Source organism: Luteococcus peritonei, from assembly GCF_039526385.1.
Lineage (GTDB): Bacteria > Actinomycetota > Actinomycetes > Propionibacteriales > Propionibacteriaceae > Luteococcus > Luteococcus peritonei.
Genome location: NZ_BAAAIX010000027.1, coordinates 46,326 through 62,940 on the forward strand (window position 1 = coordinate 46,326; position 16,615 = coordinate 62,940).

Annotated in this window: 16 protein-coding genes and 4 tRNA genes; 1 reads left to right on the forward strand and 19 read right to left on the reverse strand. The window is 70.5% G+C overall.

Annotated features, from left to right (window positions below; translation table 11 throughout):
• Positions 1-60: 60 nt before the first annotated feature.
• The 19 genes from gcvP to ABD073_RS11325 all read right to left on the reverse strand — a co-directional run bounded on the left by gcvP (position 61) and on the right by ABD073_RS11325 (position 15,861).
• Complete coding sequence (gene gcvP / locus ABD073_RS11235) at positions 61-2,925, reverse strand: aminomethyl-transferring glycine dehydrogenase (RefSeq protein WP_343874679.1); 2,865 nt, start codon at positions 2,923-2,925, stop codon at positions 61-63.
• Between the two features lie 60 nt (positions 2,926-2,985).
• On the reverse strand, positions 2,986-3,576 hold the full coding sequence (locus ABD073_RS11240) for a MerR family transcriptional regulator (RefSeq protein ID WP_386751679.1): 591 nt from the start codon (positions 3,574-3,576) through the stop codon (positions 2,986-2,988).
• 202 nt (positions 3,577-3,778) lie between these two features.
• On the reverse strand, positions 3,779-4,243 hold the full coding sequence (locus tag ABD073_RS11245) for a bifunctional nuclease family protein (RefSeq protein WP_343874680.1): 465 nt from the start codon (positions 4,241-4,243) through the stop codon (positions 3,779-3,781).
• Between the two features lie 30 nt (positions 4,244-4,273).
• Positions 4,274-5,005, reverse strand: a complete 732-nt coding sequence (gene ftsR, locus ABD073_RS11250) for a transcriptional regulator FtsR (RefSeq protein ID WP_343874681.1) — start codon at positions 5,003-5,005, stop codon at positions 4,274-4,276.
• The gene (locus tag ABD073_RS11255; protein ID WP_343874683.1) at positions 5,005-5,499 is read right to left on the reverse strand and encodes an FHA domain-containing protein; all 495 of its coding nucleotides are present in this window, start codon (positions 5,497-5,499) and stop codon (positions 5,005-5,007) included. Before ABD073_RS11255 ends, ftsR begins: the two co-directional genes overlap by 1 nt.
• 152 nt (positions 5,500-5,651) lie before the next feature.
• Positions 5,652-6,038 (reverse strand): glycine cleavage system protein GcvH, encoded by a 387-nt coding sequence (gene gcvH / locus ABD073_RS11260; RefSeq protein WP_343874686.1) that lies wholly within the window; start codon positions 6,036-6,038, stop codon positions 5,652-5,654.
• Between the two features lie 146 nt (positions 6,039-6,184).
• Positions 6,185-6,955: a DUF881 domain-containing protein gene (locus ABD073_RS11265; protein ID WP_343874688.1), complete on the reverse strand. Its 771-nt coding sequence runs from the start codon at positions 6,953-6,955 to the stop codon at positions 6,185-6,187.
• Positions 6,948-7,280 carry a small basic family protein gene (locus tag ABD073_RS11270; RefSeq protein WP_343874690.1) on the reverse strand — a complete coding sequence of 111 codons (333 nt, stop codon included), beginning with the start codon at positions 7,278-7,280 and terminating at the stop codon, positions 6,948-6,950. The genes ABD073_RS11265 and ABD073_RS11270 overlap by 8 nt, the downstream gene beginning before the upstream one ends.
• A gap of 31 nt (positions 7,281-7,311) precedes the next feature.
• On the reverse strand, positions 7,312-8,112 hold the full coding sequence (locus ABD073_RS11275) for a DUF881 domain-containing protein (RefSeq protein ID WP_343874692.1): 801 nt from the start codon (positions 8,110-8,112) through the stop codon (positions 7,312-7,314).
• Entirely contained in the window at positions 8,112-8,738 is a 627-nt protein-coding gene (gene clsA, locus ABD073_RS11280) for a cardiolipin synthase ClsA (RefSeq protein WP_343874813.1), read from the reverse strand. Before clsA ends, ABD073_RS11275 begins: the two co-directional genes overlap by 1 nt.
• A 212-nt stretch (positions 8,739-8,950) precedes the next feature.
• Complete coding sequence (locus tag ABD073_RS11285) at positions 8,951-10,063, reverse strand: glycosyltransferase family 4 protein (RefSeq protein ID WP_343874694.1); 1,113 nt, start codon at positions 10,061-10,063, stop codon at positions 8,951-8,953.
• A complete protein-coding gene (locus ABD073_RS11290; RefSeq protein ID WP_343874697.1) occupies positions 10,060-10,914 on the reverse strand; it encodes an LpxL/LpxP family acyltransferase in 855 nt (284 codons plus the stop codon). Before ABD073_RS11290 ends, ABD073_RS11285 begins: the two co-directional genes overlap by 4 nt.
• Positions 10,911-11,579, reverse strand: a complete 669-nt coding sequence (gene pgsA / locus ABD073_RS11295) for a phosphatidylinositol phosphate synthase (protein ID WP_343874699.1) — start codon at positions 11,577-11,579, stop codon at positions 10,911-10,913. Before pgsA ends, ABD073_RS11290 begins: the two co-directional genes overlap by 4 nt.
• Positions 11,579-12,136, reverse strand: coding sequence for an HIT family protein (locus ABD073_RS11300; RefSeq protein ID WP_343874814.1), 558 nt, complete (start codon positions 12,134-12,136; stop codon positions 11,579-11,581). Before ABD073_RS11300 ends, pgsA begins: the two co-directional genes overlap by 1 nt.
• A 51-nt stretch (positions 12,137-12,187) precedes the next feature.
• Positions 12,188-14,209 carry a threonine--tRNA ligase gene (gene thrS / locus ABD073_RS11305; RefSeq protein ID WP_343874701.1) on the reverse strand — a complete coding sequence of 674 codons (2,022 nt, stop codon included), beginning with the start codon at positions 14,207-14,209 and terminating at the stop codon, positions 12,188-12,190.
• Between the two features lie 122 nt (positions 14,210-14,331).
• Positions 14,332-15,438, reverse strand: a complete 1,107-nt coding sequence (locus tag ABD073_RS11310) for an ATP-grasp domain-containing protein (RefSeq protein WP_343874703.1) — start codon at positions 15,436-15,438, stop codon at positions 14,332-14,334.
• Positions 15,439-15,598: 160 nt separating this feature from the next.
• A tRNA-Val gene (locus tag ABD073_RS11315) sits at positions 15,599-15,673 on the reverse strand.
• A gap of 1 nt (position 15,674) precedes the next feature.
• A tRNA-Cys gene (locus tag ABD073_RS11320) sits at positions 15,675-15,745 on the reverse strand.
• A 43-nt stretch (positions 15,746-15,788) separates the two neighbouring features.
• Positions 15,789-15,861, reverse strand: a tRNA-Gly gene (locus tag ABD073_RS11325).
• A gap of 608 nt (positions 15,862-16,469) precedes the next feature.
• Here ABD073_RS11325 and ABD073_RS11330 point away from each other — a divergent pair.
• Positions 16,470-16,541 (forward strand) — tRNA-Val (locus ABD073_RS11330).
• The last annotated feature ends 74 nt before the right edge of the window (positions 16,542-16,615 follow it).

Below are 16,615 nucleotides of genomic sequence, written 5' to 3' on the forward strand. Positions count from 1 at the left end.
GACGACGGCGGCTCGCGGGCTGGTCGGCCACGAGCCGGCCTCGCCGCTCTCAGTGGCTGCTCAGTCCTGGTAGGCCTCCGGCGGCGGGCAGGAGCAGACAAGGTTGCGATCACCCTGCACGCCGTCGATGCGCGCCACGGCCGGCCAGTACTTGTCCTGCCCGGTGCCGGCGAGCGGCCCCAGGTGGCGTCCCGCGGGGAAGCCGGCCTCGGTGCGGCTGTAGGGATGGTTCCATTCGTCGGCCGTCACCCGGGCCAGGGTGTGCGGGGCATTGGTCAGCGGATTGTCGCTGCTGTCCCACTCCCCTCGCTCCACCTTGTCAATCTCGGCACGAATGGCGATCATCGCCTCACAGAAGCGGTCCAGCTCGTAGCGGCTCTCGCTCTCGGTGGGTTCCACCATCAGGGTGCCGGCCACCGGGAAGCTCATCGTCGGGGCGTGGAAGCCGTAGTCGATCAGGCGCTTGGCGACGTCGTCGACGCTGACATGGCTGGTCTTGGTGATCGGGCGCAGGTCCAGGATGCACTCGTGGGCCACCCGACCGTCGGCCCCGGCGTAGAGCACCGGGAAGGCACCCTCCAGCCGCTTGCCGACGTAGTTGGCGTTCAGGATGGCGGTCAGGGTGGCCTGCCGCAGGCCGTCGGCGCCCATCATGGCGATGTAGGCATAGCTGATCGGCAGCACGCCGGCGGAGCCGTAGGGGGCCGCGGCCACCGGCCCGTAGGAGGTCTCGGGACCGGCCTCGGCCACCAGCGGGTGGTTGGGCAGGTAGGGCGCCAGGTGTTCGCGCACCGCCACCGGACCCACGCCCGGTCCGCCACCGCCGTGCGGGATGGCGAAGGTCTTGTGCAGGTTCAGGTGGCTCACGTCGGCGCCGAAGCGGCCCGGCCGGGCCAGACCGGCCAGGGCGTTCATGTTCGCGCCGTCGACGTAGACCTGGCCGCCGGCCTCGTGCACCAGGCGGCACAGCTCGGTGATCGAGTCCTCGTAGACGCCGTGGGTCGAGGGGTAGGTGACCATGATGGCGGCCAGCTGGTCGCGGTGGCGCTCCACCTGGGCCCGCAGGTCGTCCATGTCGATCGAGCCGTCGGCCAGCGCCTTGACCACGACCACCTTCATGCCGGCCATCGCCGCGGAGGCGGCATTGGTGCCGTGGGCGGAGCTGGGGATCAGGCAGACGGTGCGCTGGTCGTCGCCATGGGCGAGGTGGTAGCCGCGGATCGCCATCAGGCCGGCGAACTCGCCGTTGGCGCCGGAATTGGGCTGCAGGCTCACCCGGTCATAGCCGGTGATCTCCTCGAGCCAGCGGCACAGCCGTCGCACCAGCTCGGCATAGCCCTCGGCGTCCTGGGCGGGCGCGAAGGGGTGCAGGTCGGCGAAGCCCGGGTAGCTGATCGGTTCCATCTCGGCGGTGGCGTTCAGCTTCATGGTGCACGAGCCCAGCGGGATCATGCCGCGGTCCAGGGCGAAGTCGCGGTCCGACAGGGCGCGCAGGTAGCGCAGCATCAGGGTCTCGGAGTGGTAGCTGTTGAAGACCGGGTGCAGCAGGTAGTCGGCCTCGCGGCCGTGGTCGGCCAGGCCACCGAGCGAGTCCTCGCCCAGCTCGGCGCCGAAGACCTCGGCCACCGCCTCCAGGTCCGCCTGCTCGGTGTCCTCCCCCACGCTGATGCCCACCCGGTCGTCGTCCACCAGCCGCAGGTGGACGCCCCGATCTCGGGCGGCAGCCACCAGCTCGGCAGCCCGGCCCGGCACCGTGACGGTGAGGGTGTCGAAGAAGTCCCTCGTGGCCAGCTGGCAGCCGGCGCCATCCAGGGCCGCGGCCAGCCGGCGGGTGTTCGCGTGGATCGCGTCGGCGATCCCCCGCAGCCCTTCGGGTCCGTGGTAGACGGCATACATCGAGGCGGTGACGGCCAGCAGCACCTGCGCGGTGCAGATGTTGCTGGTGGCCTTCTCCCGACGGATGTGCTGCTCGCGCGTCTGCAGCGCAAGGCGGTAGGCGGGCGTGCCGTCGGCGTCCACCGAGACACCCACCAGACGGCCCGGCATGGAACGCTCCAGGCCCTCCCGGACGCTGATGTAGCCGGCGTGCGGGCCGCCGTAGAACAGGGGCACGCCGAAGCGCTGGGTGGAGCCCACCGCGATGTCGGCGTCCCAGCCGGCCGGGGCGGCCAGCCGGGTGAGGGCCAGCAGGTCGCAGGCGGCCACCACGGTGACATTGTTCTCGTGCGCCTTGTCGGCGATGGCACGCAGCTCGGTGACCGGGCGGATCCGGCCGCTGGTGCCGGGCAGCTGCACCACGACGACGAAGGCCTCGTGCTGCTGCAGTGCGGCCACCAGGTCGTCGGCCTCGATGACCTGGTAGCCCATCGCCAGCGCGCGGGTGCGCACCACGGCGGCCGACTGCGGCAGCAGGTCGGCGTCGAGCAGCACCACGTCGCCCTTCTTGCTGGTGCGGCGGGCCACCCCGACGGCCTCGGCCACGGCGGTGCCCTCGTCGAGCAGCGAGGCGCCCGCGGTGGGCAGACCGGTGAGGTCGCTGACCATGGTCTGGAAGTTCAGCAGGGCCTCCAGCCGGCCCTGGCTGATCTCGGGCTGGTAGGGCGTGTAGGCCGTGTACCAGGCCGGGTCCTCCAGCACATTGCGTCGCACCACCGGAGGCGTCAGCGTGCCGTGGTAGCCCATGCCGATCATGGCGCGGTGCGGGCGGTTCATGGCCGCCAGGCCGCGCAGGTCGTCCAGCACCTGGGCCTCGGTGACGGCCGGGGGCAGGTCGAGGGGCTCGTCGACGCGGATCGCCGCGGGAAGTGCCTCGGCCAGGTCCTCGAGCCGGGACAGGCCCAGGCTGGCCAGCATCTGGCTGGTCTCCGAGGCGCTGGGGCCGATGTGGCGGTTGCTGAAGGTGTGTGCCGAAGGCTGCGTGACCATGGCCGTCACACTAGCGCCTGGTCACCGCCGATGCGACGGTGACCCCCGGCCGGATCGGGCTCAGATTGCGCGGAGCACCGGGCGGCGGCGAGAACTTTCGTCGCCCTCGGTGAGCTCCTGCTCAGGATCTGCGGCGCGCTCGGTGGGCAGCTCGGTCAGCGTGCCCTCGATGTCGCGCCAGACGCCGCCCAGCGCGATGGCGAACATGCCCTGCCCACCGCGCAGCAGGTCGACGACCTCCATGTCACTGGTGCACTCGTAGACGCTGACGCCGTCGCTCATCAGGGTGACCTGGGTCAGGTCCTGCACGCCGCGCTGGCGCAGGTGGTCCACCGCGACGCGGATCTGCTGCAGCGAGATGCCGGCGTCGATCAGCCGCTTGATCACCTTGAGCAGCAGGATGTCGCGGAAGGAGTACAGCCGCTGGGTGCCGGAGCCCTCCGCACCGCGGATCTCCGGGGTCACCAGCTCGGTGCGGGCCCAGTAGTCGAGCTGGCGGTAGGTGATCCCGGCAGCCTTGCAGGCCACCGGCCCCCGGAAGCCCAGGTCCTCGGGCAGCGGCGAGAAGTCACCCTCGAAGAGGGTGTCCTGCGCGGCGGTGCCGATGACCTGCTCGATTGCCTTGGAGGTGTTCACTCTGGGCCCTTTCACACTGCCGCCTGCCCCCGACCGGTGGCCAACAGCGCTGTAGTTTCACGTCTGTGGTCACGACGGTAATCGCGCCCGGGCTCGCAGTGCAATGAACACGCCGCCGCCCGAGGGTCCTTCAGCAAGCCGGACAACTGTCCGCTGACTAGGCGTGACGCTCCCCGAAACGGTGAAGGAGTGGTTGAGAGTGGGCGCTGACTTGGCCTTATGAACCGTCGAAGTCGTCCGGGTTGATGTTGTCCAGGAATTCGCGGAAGCGCTCCACCTCGTCCTGGTCCGGCTCCTCGATCTCAACCCCAACTTGAGCCAGCAGGTCCTCGGGGGCGCTCAGCGTGATGCCGCTGCGTACCGCCAGGGCGACCACGTCGCTGGGACGGGCCTCGATCACCTCGCCGTCGACCTCCAGCTCCGCGGCATAGATGCCATCGCTCATCGACGTGATCCGTGCCTGCACCTGGTGGTGGCCCAGCCGGCTCAGCACCTGCGCCAACAGGTCATGGGTCATCGGCCGGGGCGGGACGATCCCCTCCAGGGCATGCGCGATGGCCGAGGCCTCGTTGGCGCCCACCCAGATCGGCAGCACACGGCTGCCGCCGGCCTCCTGCAGCAGCAGGATGGGTTCATTGGAGGGCATTTCCACCCGGATACCGAGCACGTCGAGTTCCCGCATGCGGCAACACTAGCGCTGCCGGCAAGCCGGTCAGCGGTCGATCATCTGGTGCATCATCGCCGCGTGGGCGTGCACCACCAGCTGTGCCACCTCGCGGGCGGCCTCGGTGGCCTGGCCCGGGTTGCGGCGCAGGAAGGGCTGCACCGCCTGTTCCACCAGGCCGGCCTCGCGCTCGGCGGACTGCTTGATGGCGCGCAGGTGGCGCGAGTCCATGCCGTAGAGCTGCAGCTTGCGGGCCACGACGCACACGGTGAGCGCTTCGCGGCCGTAGAAGTTGGAGGTGCGACGCGGTGCCACCAGTTGGTTGCGTTCCAGCTCGATCAGCACCGCCTCGCTGATCCCGGAGGCAGCCAGCAGTTCACGGCGTGAGAGCCGGATCGGCTTGCGACCCTGACCAGGACGGCCAGCGGCGGCAGGCTGCCCGGCCGCGGCGGTGGCCGCCGCCGGGAGGACCGGGTCGGCCACCGGCGTGGTGGGCGTCGGGGCCGGCGCCTCCAGGCTGGGCGGCTGCTCCCCGCGATCCATCATGTCCAGGTGCTCGCGGATCACCTTGAGCGGCAGGTAGTGGTCCTTCTGCACGCGCAGGATGTAGCGCAACCGGTCGATGTCGGTCTGGGCATAGCGGCGATAGCCGGAGGGGGCGCGCTCGGGTGCGAGCAGTCCCTCGCTCTCCAGGAAGCGGATCTTGGAGATGGAGACGTCGGGGAACTCGACCTTCAGGATGGCCAGCACCTGGCCGATCGATCGCAGCGGTGAGGCCATCAGCGCAGACCAGGCTCGCTCACGAAGAAGATCATCCGGAACTTGCCGATCTGCACCTCGTCACCGGGGCGCAGCTGCGCCTGGCCGTCCACCAGGGTGCGGTTGACATAGGTGCCGTTGAGGCTGTTCTGGTCCACCACGGTCCAGCCGGAGCGGTCATGGGTGAAGTTCAGGTGGTGGCGCGAGACGGTGATGTCGTCGAGGAAGATGTCGGAGTCGGGATGGCGGCCGGCGCTCACCACGTCCTTGTCCAGCAGGAAGCGGTTGCCGGCACCGGGGCCGCGCTCGACGATCAGCAGCGCGTGCTCGGTGGGCAGCGCGTTCACCGCCGCAAGGTCCTCGCCGCTCAGCTCCATCGAGCTGGTCTCCTCGGTGACCACCGGGATGATGCGGGTGGTGTCGCCCGAGCTGGGCTGCTGCACGAGGCGCTCGCCGCAGTGGGAGCAGAAATTGGCCTGGGCTACCTGCTGTCCGCACCTGGGGCACGTGACCATGGTTCTGCTCTCCTTCTGCCGGGCCCATGGGGCCGTGGCGCTTCGTGGACCTCGGGGGGTGCGTGCGCCGGGCGGGCTGCGAACGGTCCGCCCGACGCGGGGAGTCCTCGGAGCCCCCATTGTGTCAGGTGGCGGGGAGTGCTCCCCGGATTTCAGTCGCCGACGTGTTCCGCGTAGCCGTCGGAGTCCATCAGGTCCTCGGTGTCGTCCTCGCTGCCGAGTTCGATCTCGAACAGCCAGCCGTCGCCGTAGGGGTCGCTGTTGACGGTCTCGGGGGCGTCGCCCAGGTTCTCGTTCACCGCGGTGATCACGCCGCCCACGGGCGTGTACACGTCGGAGACGCTCTTGGTGCTCTCCAGCTCGCCACAGGCATCGCCCTTGGCGACCTCCTCGCCCACGGTGGGCAGCGAGACGTAGACGATGTCACCCAGCGCCTCGGCGGCGTAGTCGGTGATGCCGACGCGCACCGTGGCGCCGTTGCCGGAACGCACCCACTCGTGCTCTTCGCTGTACTTCAGGTCCTCGGGGAAACGCGACATCTGCTCCTGGCTCCTTCAACGGGGCGGCCGCCGGGCCGCCGGGCTTGGCGAGCTTAGCCTAACGCCCCCGAGCGGCGCCGCGACATGGCCCCGAGGTCATTTTCCCGGGCTAGTCAGAGGGGTTTTTCACAGTGCTGGCGGTGGTCTCAGGCGGGCTTGGCCCACTGCGGCGTGACGGGCGCGTGCAGCGCGTCGATCCGCACCTCGTCGAGCCGGGAGATCATCACCCGACCGCCCACCTGCTCGGCCTGCACCTGGCTGACCAGGCCGCCGCGGAAGCGCGCCCCCTCGTCGAGCGCATGGCTGTCGCCGATCACGTCGAGGGTGATCGGCGTGGCGAGCTTCACCCCGTCCACCACCAGCTGGTCGCCCTCGCGGCCGAACCACGTGGTGGCCACCACCCGCACCTGGTCGTTGACCTCGATGGCCTCCGCCCCGGCGTCGCGCATCTCCTCCACCGCGTCGAGCAGGATCTCGGGACCCACCTTGCCCTGGGCGTCCACGATGGTGATCCGCACCCCGGGGCCGGTGGCCGGCAGGGTGCCGGCCAGGATGCCCAGGGTATCCATCCGCTTCTTCTGCTCGGCCGCGGCCACCCGACGGGCGTCGGCACCGGAGGCCAGCTGCTGGCGGGTGCCCTGCAGGCGGGCCACCTCGGACTGCAGCCGGCTCTGCTCGGAGTTCAGCTGGTCCAGCAGCTGCACCAGGTCGGCACGCCGCATGGAGGCGTAGGCGTCGTCGGCATCCTTGGCCCGCACCTGCACGGTGACCGCCGCACCCACCAGGAAGAGGACCAGCGCCATCAGGAACTGGCCCAGGCTGGGCCGGAAGAAGTCGCCCAGCAACCGGTCCCAGGCCGGGTACTCGGACCGCAACCGCTGGTGACGGCCGGGCCCGGCGTGCTGCGGCTCAGGCATGGATCAGGGCCCGACGGATGGCGGCGGCATTGGTGAAGATGCGGATGCCCAGCACCACGATGACGGCGGTGGACAGCTGGGAGCCCACCCCGATCAGGTCGCCCACCCAGACGATCAGGCCGGCGATCAGCACGTTCGAGACGAAGCTGACCACGAAGACCTTGTCGGTGAAGTTGCCGTCCAGGTAGGCCCGGAAGGCCCCGAACAGGGCGTCGAGCGCCGCCACGATGGCGATCGGCAGGTAGGGCTGCAGAGCGGCGGGCAGGGAGGGCTCGAGCCAGATGCCGAGCGCCACGCCCGCCAGCAGTCCCAGGATCGCGATCAATGCCTGACTCCCCTCATGGTCTTGGTGCGGTTCACTGGCCCGCCCTGGCATGGGTGACGTCCAGGCCGGGGTCGGCCTCGAGCGTCAGCTGCTTGCTGGTGGTCACCTCGAAGCCGAGGCGGTAGTTGTCCTTGAGGAAGGACCACCACTGCCCCCCGCTGGAGGCGGCGAAGTCGGAGGCCAGGCTGCGCGGGTCCCCGATCGCCTCCACCCGGTAGGGGTGGGTGAGTGAACGATAGTCCACGGTGATCGCCGAACCGGCGGAACGGATCGCGGTGCGCGCCGTGATCCGGTGCCCGTTCACCGCGACGGCCTCCGCGCCGGCCGCCCACAGCCCGTTGACCAGCTGGCGCAGGTCCTGGTCGGTGACGGTGGTGGCCTGGCCGCCGGAGGTGATGTCCGAGGCGTCGTCCACGACCACCACGATGCCCGGCCCGGTGACCGCCTGCAGGCCGGTCTGGGCGGCCAGGTTCTGCTGCTGCGCGCTGGCCTGCGGCAGGCTGTCGGCCTGCAGCCGCTGCACCTCGCCGGTGAGCCGCGCCACCTGCTGCTGCTGCGCATCGGCCTGCTGCTCGGCGGCCTGCACCCGAGCGATCAGCTGGTCGCGCTCGCCGGCCGCGTCGGTGGCGCCGCGCCGGGTCTGCACCGCGGCCATGGTCAGCAGGCAGGCGGCCAGTGCCAGGCCGAGCAGCAGCACCCAGGGGTTGCGGCGAGGCTGCCGGGCCGCCACGAGCGGGTAGTCGGGGTCCACCGCCTCCTGCTGCAGGGTGCGCAGCAGGTCCATGCTCGCGTCGAGCCGACGCGCGGGACGCTCCGGGGCCGGATGGGCCATCAGCGACCGTCTCCCTGCCCTGTCACGGCGCGCGGGCTCTGCACCAGGTGGAAGGTCTGGCGCACGTAGAGCAGGCCGGCCCACCAGTAGAGCGAGGTGCCCCAGATGGCGAAGGCCCAGCCCAGGATCTTGCACAGGTGGGCGAACCAGCCCTGCCCGGCGCCCAGCAGCACCATCGGGAAGGCGTAGAGCAGGCAGAAGGTGGCGGCCTTGCCGATCAGGTGCACCGGCAGGCTGGTCCAGCCGCGGGTGCGCAGCAGCGGCACCAGGCAGACCATCAGCACGTCGCGCGCCACCAGGAGGGCCACCAGCCACCACGGGATGATCTCGCGCAGCGCGAGGGCCACCAGGGTGGAGGCGATGTAGAGCCGGTCGGCCACCGGATCGAGCATCTGGCCCACCCGCGAGGTCTGGTGCCAGCGCCGGGCCAGGGTGCCGTCGAGCCAGTCGGAGGCGCCGGCCGCCATCAGCAGCAGGACCGCCCAGACGTCGGCATGCGGGCCCAGGATCAGCCAGACGAACAGCGGGACGCCCAGCAGCCGGGCGAAGCTGAGCAGGTTCGGGATGGTGAGCACGCGGTCGGTGTCGTAGCCGGGGCCCTCCACGGGTGCCACGTCGCTGGGCAGCGGGCCCTCGCGGACCGGGTCCGCGGCACTGCTCTGCTGCTGGCTGCTCACACCGCCAGCCTAGGCGATCACCGGCGACGGGCCACCTGCGGCGCGCCCCCGCCCGGCTGGCGGGTGCGGGCCAGGGCGGAGCGGCTGATCGCCCGTCGAGCCCGGCGGACCTGGTTCTCCAGCAGGGACTCGACGCCCTGGGCCAGGTCCCGTGAGCTGCGCTACGGAGCCTCGCGCACCGCCGCGGCGTAGGTCTCGATGATGCGTGGCCCCAGCGCGGACCAGTCGAAGGCGGCGGCCCGACGCCGGCCCCGCTCCCGCTGGGCGTCGCGCGGCTGCGCCAGGCTCCGCAGCAGCGCTGCGGACAGCGCGCGGGGCTCCCCCACGGTGAAGAGCTCGCCCAGCGGGCCGTGCTCGTCGCTGGCCACCTCCCGGAAGGCAGGCAGGTCGGAGGCCACCACCGGTGCCCCGGAGGCCAACGCCTCGAGCAGCACGATGCCGAAGCTCTCCCGGCCGGTCTGGGGCGCGACGTAGGCATCGCTGGCGGCCAGCAGCTCATTGCGCTGCCGGTCGGTCAGGTTGCCGCGGTAGCGCACCCCTGGATCGGTGCGGGGCCGACCATGGCCCACCACGTCGAGCTCGAGGTCCGGGTGGTACTCGCGCACGGCCGGCAGCGCCTCGAGCAGCACCTGCAGGCCCTTGCGGGGCTCGTCGTAGCGGCCGATGAAGGTGAGACGCGGATGCTCGCCGGCCCGCCAGCGACCGCGGCAGGGCGGGTACGGGTGGTCGGCCAGGCTGATCCCGTTGCCGATCACCTGCGCATCCAGACCGGCATAACGCTGTGCCACCTCGGCGGCGACCCCGGAGACCGCGATCGAACGGTCGATCCGGGAGGCGGCCTGCGGCATCAACTGGTAGGCCAGCTCCATGCTGCGCGACTGCGGCGTGGCGGTGTGGAAGGTGGCCACCACCGGCAGGTGGGTCTGGCCCAGGGCCAGCAGGGAGACCGACGGCGTCATCGGCTCGTGCAGGTGCACGAGGTCCAGGTAGCCTTCGTCGAGCCACTCGCGCACCCGTAGCGCCGACGCCAGCCCGAAGGTGATCCGGGCCACGGAACCGTTGTAGGCCACCGGCACGGCCGCCCCGGCACTGCGGAAGTCCTCGACCCGCACACCGGCCTCCTCCAGCAGGCCGCGCGGCGGCTCGCCCGGGGCCAGGATCGAGACGCTGTGACCCTGGCCTCGCAGCCAGCCGGCCAACCCGATGACATGGTTCTGCACCCCGCCGGGACGGCTGAAGGAGTAGGGGCAGACCAGGCCGACGCGCAGGCTCACCGGGCCACCACGTTGGAGAAGAAGGGCTGCAGCATGTGCCAGTCCTCGACGTGGGTCCGGACCTGGCGCGCGAAGAAGCAGGCCAGCTGCTGGTTCATCGTGGTGACCGGGTCGTCATCCTGGGCGACGATCGGTTCGGAGACCACCAGGCGCATCCGGCTGCCCTCGTAGTGGCAGGCGATCCCCAGCAGCGTGGAGCCGGTGGCCAGCGCCAAGTGGGCCGGCCCGCCCGGCATCCGTACCTGCTGCTCGCCGCCGGCCACCGGCCAGGCCACCGGTGTGCCGCGCCGGGCGAACATCCGGTCCGCGAGCAGGCAGACCATCCGTCCCTCGCGCTGGTCGCCTTCCAGCCGGGCCAGCACCATGGGCTCGCGGTGGCCGTAGACCCTCATGCCGAGCTCCTCGCGGACCCGCACGAAGAAGGCGAACTCCTGCTCGCCCAGCTGCTCGGCGACGGTGGAGACCATCAGGCCGTTCTGGCAGGCCCAGGCGCCGGCCAGGTCCCAGGAGCCCATGTGCGGCAGCGCCACCACCACTCCCCCGTCGCGGTGCGCCCCGAAGAGCCGCTCCCGGCCGGCCTGGTCGATGAGCACGGAGCGCTCCACCTGCTGGGGGCTCCACCGGCCCAGCTGCACCGACTCGAACAGGTTGCGGCCCCAGGAGGCGACGGCGCGAGCGGTCAGGGCCCGGCCGGGCTCGCGGCCGGTGGCGGTGGCCGCATTGAGCTGCCACTGCCGCACCGGCCGGGGCGGGCGGATCGCCACCAGCCAGGAGGCGGCCCGCAGGCCAGGACGCCACAGCGCGGGCGGGACCCGCTCGGCCACGCGCAATGCGCGGTAGTAGCGGCTCACGGCTTCTTCTGGTGCTCCGCCGCGACGGTGGCCTGCGGGTCCACCACGGTGATCCCGGCCGCCTCGGCCTCGACGGCCTGCTGCTTCACCTGCCCCATGCGCTGCAGCACCGTGAAGCTGCTGGCGCACAGCAGGTAGACCAGGGCCACCGGCAGCGCCCAGTGCAGCCCCAGCCCGGCCAGCAGCATGCCCACCAGCAGGGCCAGCAACCGGTCGCCACGCGCGGCCAGGCCACCCCAGACCTTGAAGCCCAGGGCCAGGCCGCGGGCCTTGGCATAGCTGGTGACCTGGCCCATCACCAGGGCGCCGATGGCCACCCCGGCCCAGAGCACCGAGTTGCCCAGGCCTGCGTAGTAGAGGGCCACGGCACCGAAGATCGCGCCGTCGGCCACCCGGTCCAGCGTCGAGTCCAGGAAGGCACCGTAGCTGGAGCCCTGGCCGGTCATCCGAGCCATCTGGCCGTCGACGCCATCGGTGAGCACGCAGAAGGTGATCACCAGCGCGGCCTGCCACAGCCAGCCACGCGGCACCATGACCAGGGCGGCCACGATCACCAACAGGGTCCCGAACCAGGTGACCATGTCCGGCGTCATCCGCAGCGCGATCGCCAGCCGTGCCCCCGGCGTCATCAGGTCCGCGTAGAGCTTGCGGAAGCGTTCGACCATCAGTCCTCCTGGGGCCAGGCGGCGGCCAGCCGCGCGCGGGCGTCGTCGAGCAGCTCGGGGACCGCTTTGGTCTGGGCGATGATCGGCAGGAAGTTCGCATCCCCGCGCCAGCGCGGCACCACGTGCTGGTGCAGGTGGGCGGCGATCCCGGCCCCGGCCACCTCGCCCTGGTTCATCCCGAGGTTGAAGCCGGCCGGGTGGGACTGCTCCATCAGCACGTGCATGGCCGTGCGGGTCAGCGCGGCCATCTCGGCCACCTCCGCCTGGTTCGCGTCGGTGTACCAGCTGATGTGGCGGTAGGGGCAGACCAGCAGGTGCCCCGGCGAGTAGGGGAACAGGTTCATCACGACGAAGCAGGTCTCACCGCGGTGCACCACCAGGCCCTCGGCGTCGTCCTTGCCGGGGGCGCGACAGAAGGGGCACTCGGCGTCGCTGTCGTCGGCCGGCTTGGACTCGCCCTGGATGTAGGCCATCCGGTGCGGGGTCCACAACCTTTGGAAGCTGTCCGGCACGCCCGCCATCGAGTCGGAGAACTCGAGGCGGGCCTGCTCCAGCAGCTCCTGCTCCTGCTCCTGCTGCGGAGTGCGCTCCTGGGGGCCGGTCACGGCTCAGGCCCCGAAGTTCTCGGCGGTGGGGTTCTGGTTGCTGCGCGAGGCCACCCAGTCGGTCACCATCTGCACGGCCCGCTCGACGGTCACGCCGTTGAGCTGTGAGCCGTCGCGGAAGCGGAAGGAGACGGCTCCGGCGTCGCGGTCCTCCCCGCCGGCGATCAGCATGAAGGGCACCTTCTGCTTGGTGGCATTGCGGATCTTCTTCGGGAAGCGGTCGTCGGAGTCGTCCATCTCCACGCGGACGTCTGCGGCGCGCAGCCGGCCCAGCACCTCGTCGAGGTAGTCGTTGAACTCGCCGGCCACCGGGATGCCGAGCACCTGCACCGGGCTGAGCCAGGCCGGGAAGGCGCCGGCATAGTGCTCCACCAGCACCCCCAGGAAGCGCTCGATCGAGCCGAACTTGGCCGAATGGATCATCACCGGCTGCTGGTGGCTGCCGTCCGGTGCGGTGTACTGCAGGCCGAAGCGCTCGGGCTGGTTGAAGTCGTACTGGATGGTCGACATCTGCCAGGTGCGGCCGATGGCGTCCTTGGCCTGGATCGAGATCTTGGGGCCGTAGAAGGCGGCGCCGCCCGGATCGGGCACGCACTCCAGGCCGGACTCCTCCGCGCAGATGCGCAGGATCTCGGTGGCGGTGGCCCACTGCTCGTCGGAGCCGATGAACTTGTCCTTCTTCTTGCCGTCCTCGTCGCGGGTGGACAGCTCCAGGTAGAAGTCGTCCAGGCCGAAGTCGCGCAGCAGCTTGAGCACGAAGTCCAGCAGGTGCTTGATCTCGCCGGGCGCCTGCTCCGGGGTGACATAGGAGTGCGAGTCGTCCTGGGTGATGGAACGCACCCGGGTCAGGCCCTGCAGCACGCCCGACTTCTCGTTGCGGTAGACCGTGCCGAACTCGAAGAAGCGCAGCGGCAGCTCGCGGTAGGAGCGCCCGCGGCTGCGGAAGATCTCGTTGTGCATCGGGCAGTTCATGGCCTTCAGCCGGTACAGGGTGCCCTCGTCGTCGATGGCGGGGAACATGCCGTCGGCGTAGTAGGGCAGGTGGCCGGAGGTGTAGAAGAGGTCCTCCTTGCTGATGTGGGGGGTGCCCACGTACAGGAAGCCGTGGTCGATGTGCGCCTTGCGGACGTAGTCCTCCATCTCCCGCTTGATGACGCCGCCCTTGGGGTGGAAGACCGGCAGGCCGGTGCCCAGGGTCTCAGGGAAGGAGTACAGGTCCAGCTCGGCACCGAGCTTGCGGTGGTCTCGCTTGGCGGCCTCCTCGAGGCGCAGCTGGTGGGCCTTGAGGTCCTCGCGGGTGGCCCAGGCGGTGCCGTAGACGCGCTGCAGGTGGGCCTTGGACTGGTCCCCGCGCCAGTAGGCGGCCGAGCTCTTGGTGATGGCGAAGGCGTTGATGTAGCCGGTGTGCGGCACGTGCGGGCCGCGGCACAGGTCCTTCCAGGCCACGCTGCCGTCGCGACGCACGTTGTCGTAGATGGTCAGCTCGGCGCCGCCCACCTCCACCGAGGAGCCGTCCTCGGCATTCGAGCCGCCCTTGTCGCTGATCAGCTCCAGCTTGAAGGGCTCCGTGGCCTCCTCGGCCAGGGCCTCCTGCTCGGTGACCACGCGGCGCACGAAGCGCTGGCGCTCCTTGATGATGCGCTGCATCTGCTTCTCGACGGCCTTGAGGTCCTCGGGGGTCAGCGGCTCGGTCTGGAAGTCGTAGTAGAAACCGTCGGTGATGGGCGGGCCGATACCCAGCTTGGCCTCGGTGAACAGGTTCTGCACCGCCTGGGCGGCGACGTGGGCCGCGGAGTGGCGCAGGATCGACAGCCCCTCGTCGCTGGCCATCGCGACCGGCTCGACGACGTCGCCGTCGTGCAGCTCTGCCTGCAGGTCGCGGGTCTCACCGTTGATGTGCATCGCGACGACGCTGCGGTCCTCGCCGAACAGGTCCAGGCCGGTGGTGGTCTCCTCCACCACCTGTTCGGCTCGCTCGTCTGCTCGCACGACGGTGATGGTGAGGCTCACGGGTATTCCTTTCATCGGGTGCACGCCCAGACAGGGGACGCGCTGACGGGGCCCTTGCTGGGCCCCGCGGTCGGCTCCCATTCTGCCCGACTTCCGTGCCGGTGACGGACACGGCACCGATCGCAGGCGGTGGCGGCTCAGCCGCGACCGGTGCTGCGCCGGGCGAAGAGCAGCACCTGCAGGGCCAGGTAGCGCACCGGCAGGATCCGGCGGTGGCGCCACAACCCGTCGAGAAAACGGCGCAGGCCCTCGCTGCAGCCCTCCCCCGTCTCCTCGTGGTCGGGGAAGACGTGCACCAGGCCGATGGAGGTCACCACGCCGTGCTCGGCGCGTCCGAGGTCGAGCCCCTGCAGGTAGGCCTGCGGGTAGTCGAAGCCCAGCTGCCCCAGGGCCACCACCGAGTGCCAGCTGCGCAGGTTGACGTCCACCACACGGGGATCGCCGTGCTCGTCGCGCACCAGGTCAAGGTTGAGCAGGCCTGAGCCGCCCACCAGCTCGGCCACCCGCTGCCCGATCGCCAGCACCTGGTTGTCGCGCACCACCTCGATCAGCGACGACGGTCCTTCCGCCTCTCGTCCCTGGAGCGTGTGGTACACCACGCCCTGGACCGGGCGGCCGTGCACGATCGCCGTGGCGTAGCACATGGTCGCGCCGGGCAGGAATTCCTCCGCATAGAGGTGCGCCTTCTCGCCTCCCAGCGCCTCCACGGCCTCTCCCAGCTCCTCGGCCCGGCGCACGATCCGCACGCCTTCCCCGCCGGAACCGACGCGGTCCTTGATCACCAGGGGCAGGCCGAAGTCGGTCAGCAAGTCCTCGCGCCGGCAGTCCTCCAGGTCGCGCACCCGGGGCGCGGCCAGGCCGGCCTGCTGCAGCGAGCGGGCGACGGCGAACTTGTCACGCCAGGCGAAGCGCAGTTCCAGTTCTGTCAGCACGGCGCGAGGGACCCCGGCCTCGCGGGCGGCGTGGACCACGTCGTCCAGCAGGAATTCAGGGCACTGGATGTCCACCACGCGGCTCACGTCGAGCCGGCGCAGGGCGGCCAGCAGTTCCTCCTGCGTGGCGAAGAAGCTGGTGGAGTGGAACAGGGCGCGCGAGGCCAGGCGCGCCAGCGGATTGCTCGCGACGGTCAGGTGGGCCACCTCGACGCCGCGGCTGCGCAGCACCGAGGCGAGCTGCTCGAAGCTGAGCATGGTCCCCAGGTCCACGAAGACCACGATCGGTCGATGTGCACGGGAAAGGGCCATGACTAGAGCTTATGTCCCTCGCGGACCAACTCTTGCCGAGCCCGTCGGCGGGGACGGCAAGTTTGCACCGATCTTCAGCCCGAACCAGCGGGAGGGGCGGACGAGGGGTGGCGAGGACAGCAGAAAGCCCCGGGCCATGGGCTCCGGGGCTTTCAGGTGCTGGTGGGCGATACTGGGTTTGAACCAGTGACCTCTTCCGTGTCAGGGAAGCGCGCTACCGCTGCGCCAATCGCCCGAGGTGGAGACGGGATTTGAACCCGTGTACACGGATTTGCAGTCCGTTGCCTCGCCTCTCGGCCACTCCACCAGGTGAAGACCTCACCGATCTGGATGGGGCGAGAGCCTCTCCGAGCGGACGACGGGATTCGAACCCGCGACCCTCACCTTGGCAAGGTGATGCTCTACCAACTGAGCCACGTCCGCACTGCACCAGTTCAGGGCTTCCGTTTCCGGCTGCCGCGTTGCGGTGCGTAGAGAACATTAACCAAGCCTTCGCGGACTTTGCAAATCGAAGTCACACCACTGTCACTTCCAGTCCCTCGATGACTCGTTCAAAGTTCATCTGACAAGGTGCTTCGTTCGCCAGAAAAAGTTCCGGGAGGGCGTCGACGGGACCCCTGCGGCGCTGACTGCCGCCTGTGGTGGTGTTCGCGACCGCACCGGGTGACGGGCCGGTACTGCGCTCCTGGGGACGTGCACCGCGCCCTGTCCTGAGCTGGGGTCATCCTGTGCTCGCGTCCTGGTGGTGGTCCCTCATCACCTGCAGTCAGGTGGCGCTCGGCTCACTCCCCATCCGCCGGGTCCGCGATCGCGGCTGATGGCGCCTCATCGCCCCTGCTGCACCAGGGGCGATCGTGCACGTCGTGCCGTGATGCGGGGTGTGGCCGCCTCCGCGGGGGGCGACGGGCCCCTGGTGCCAGGAGTCGGTCCCGTGCAGATGGGGCAGGTGCGTTGTCACTGTGAGCCCGGCCCGATGGGTCCGCCCCGATTTGCAGGGCTGCGACGATGTGCCCTAGTGTTTCTCTTCGCAAGGGCGATTGGCGCAGTGGTAGCGCGCTTCGTTCACACCGAAGAGGTCACTGGTTCGAACCCAGTATCGCCCACCCTTGCGAAGGACCCCGGCCAGGCGGCCGGGGTCCTTCGTCGTTCCGGCCGGTGCGCCCGCAGCCCGCGTGGT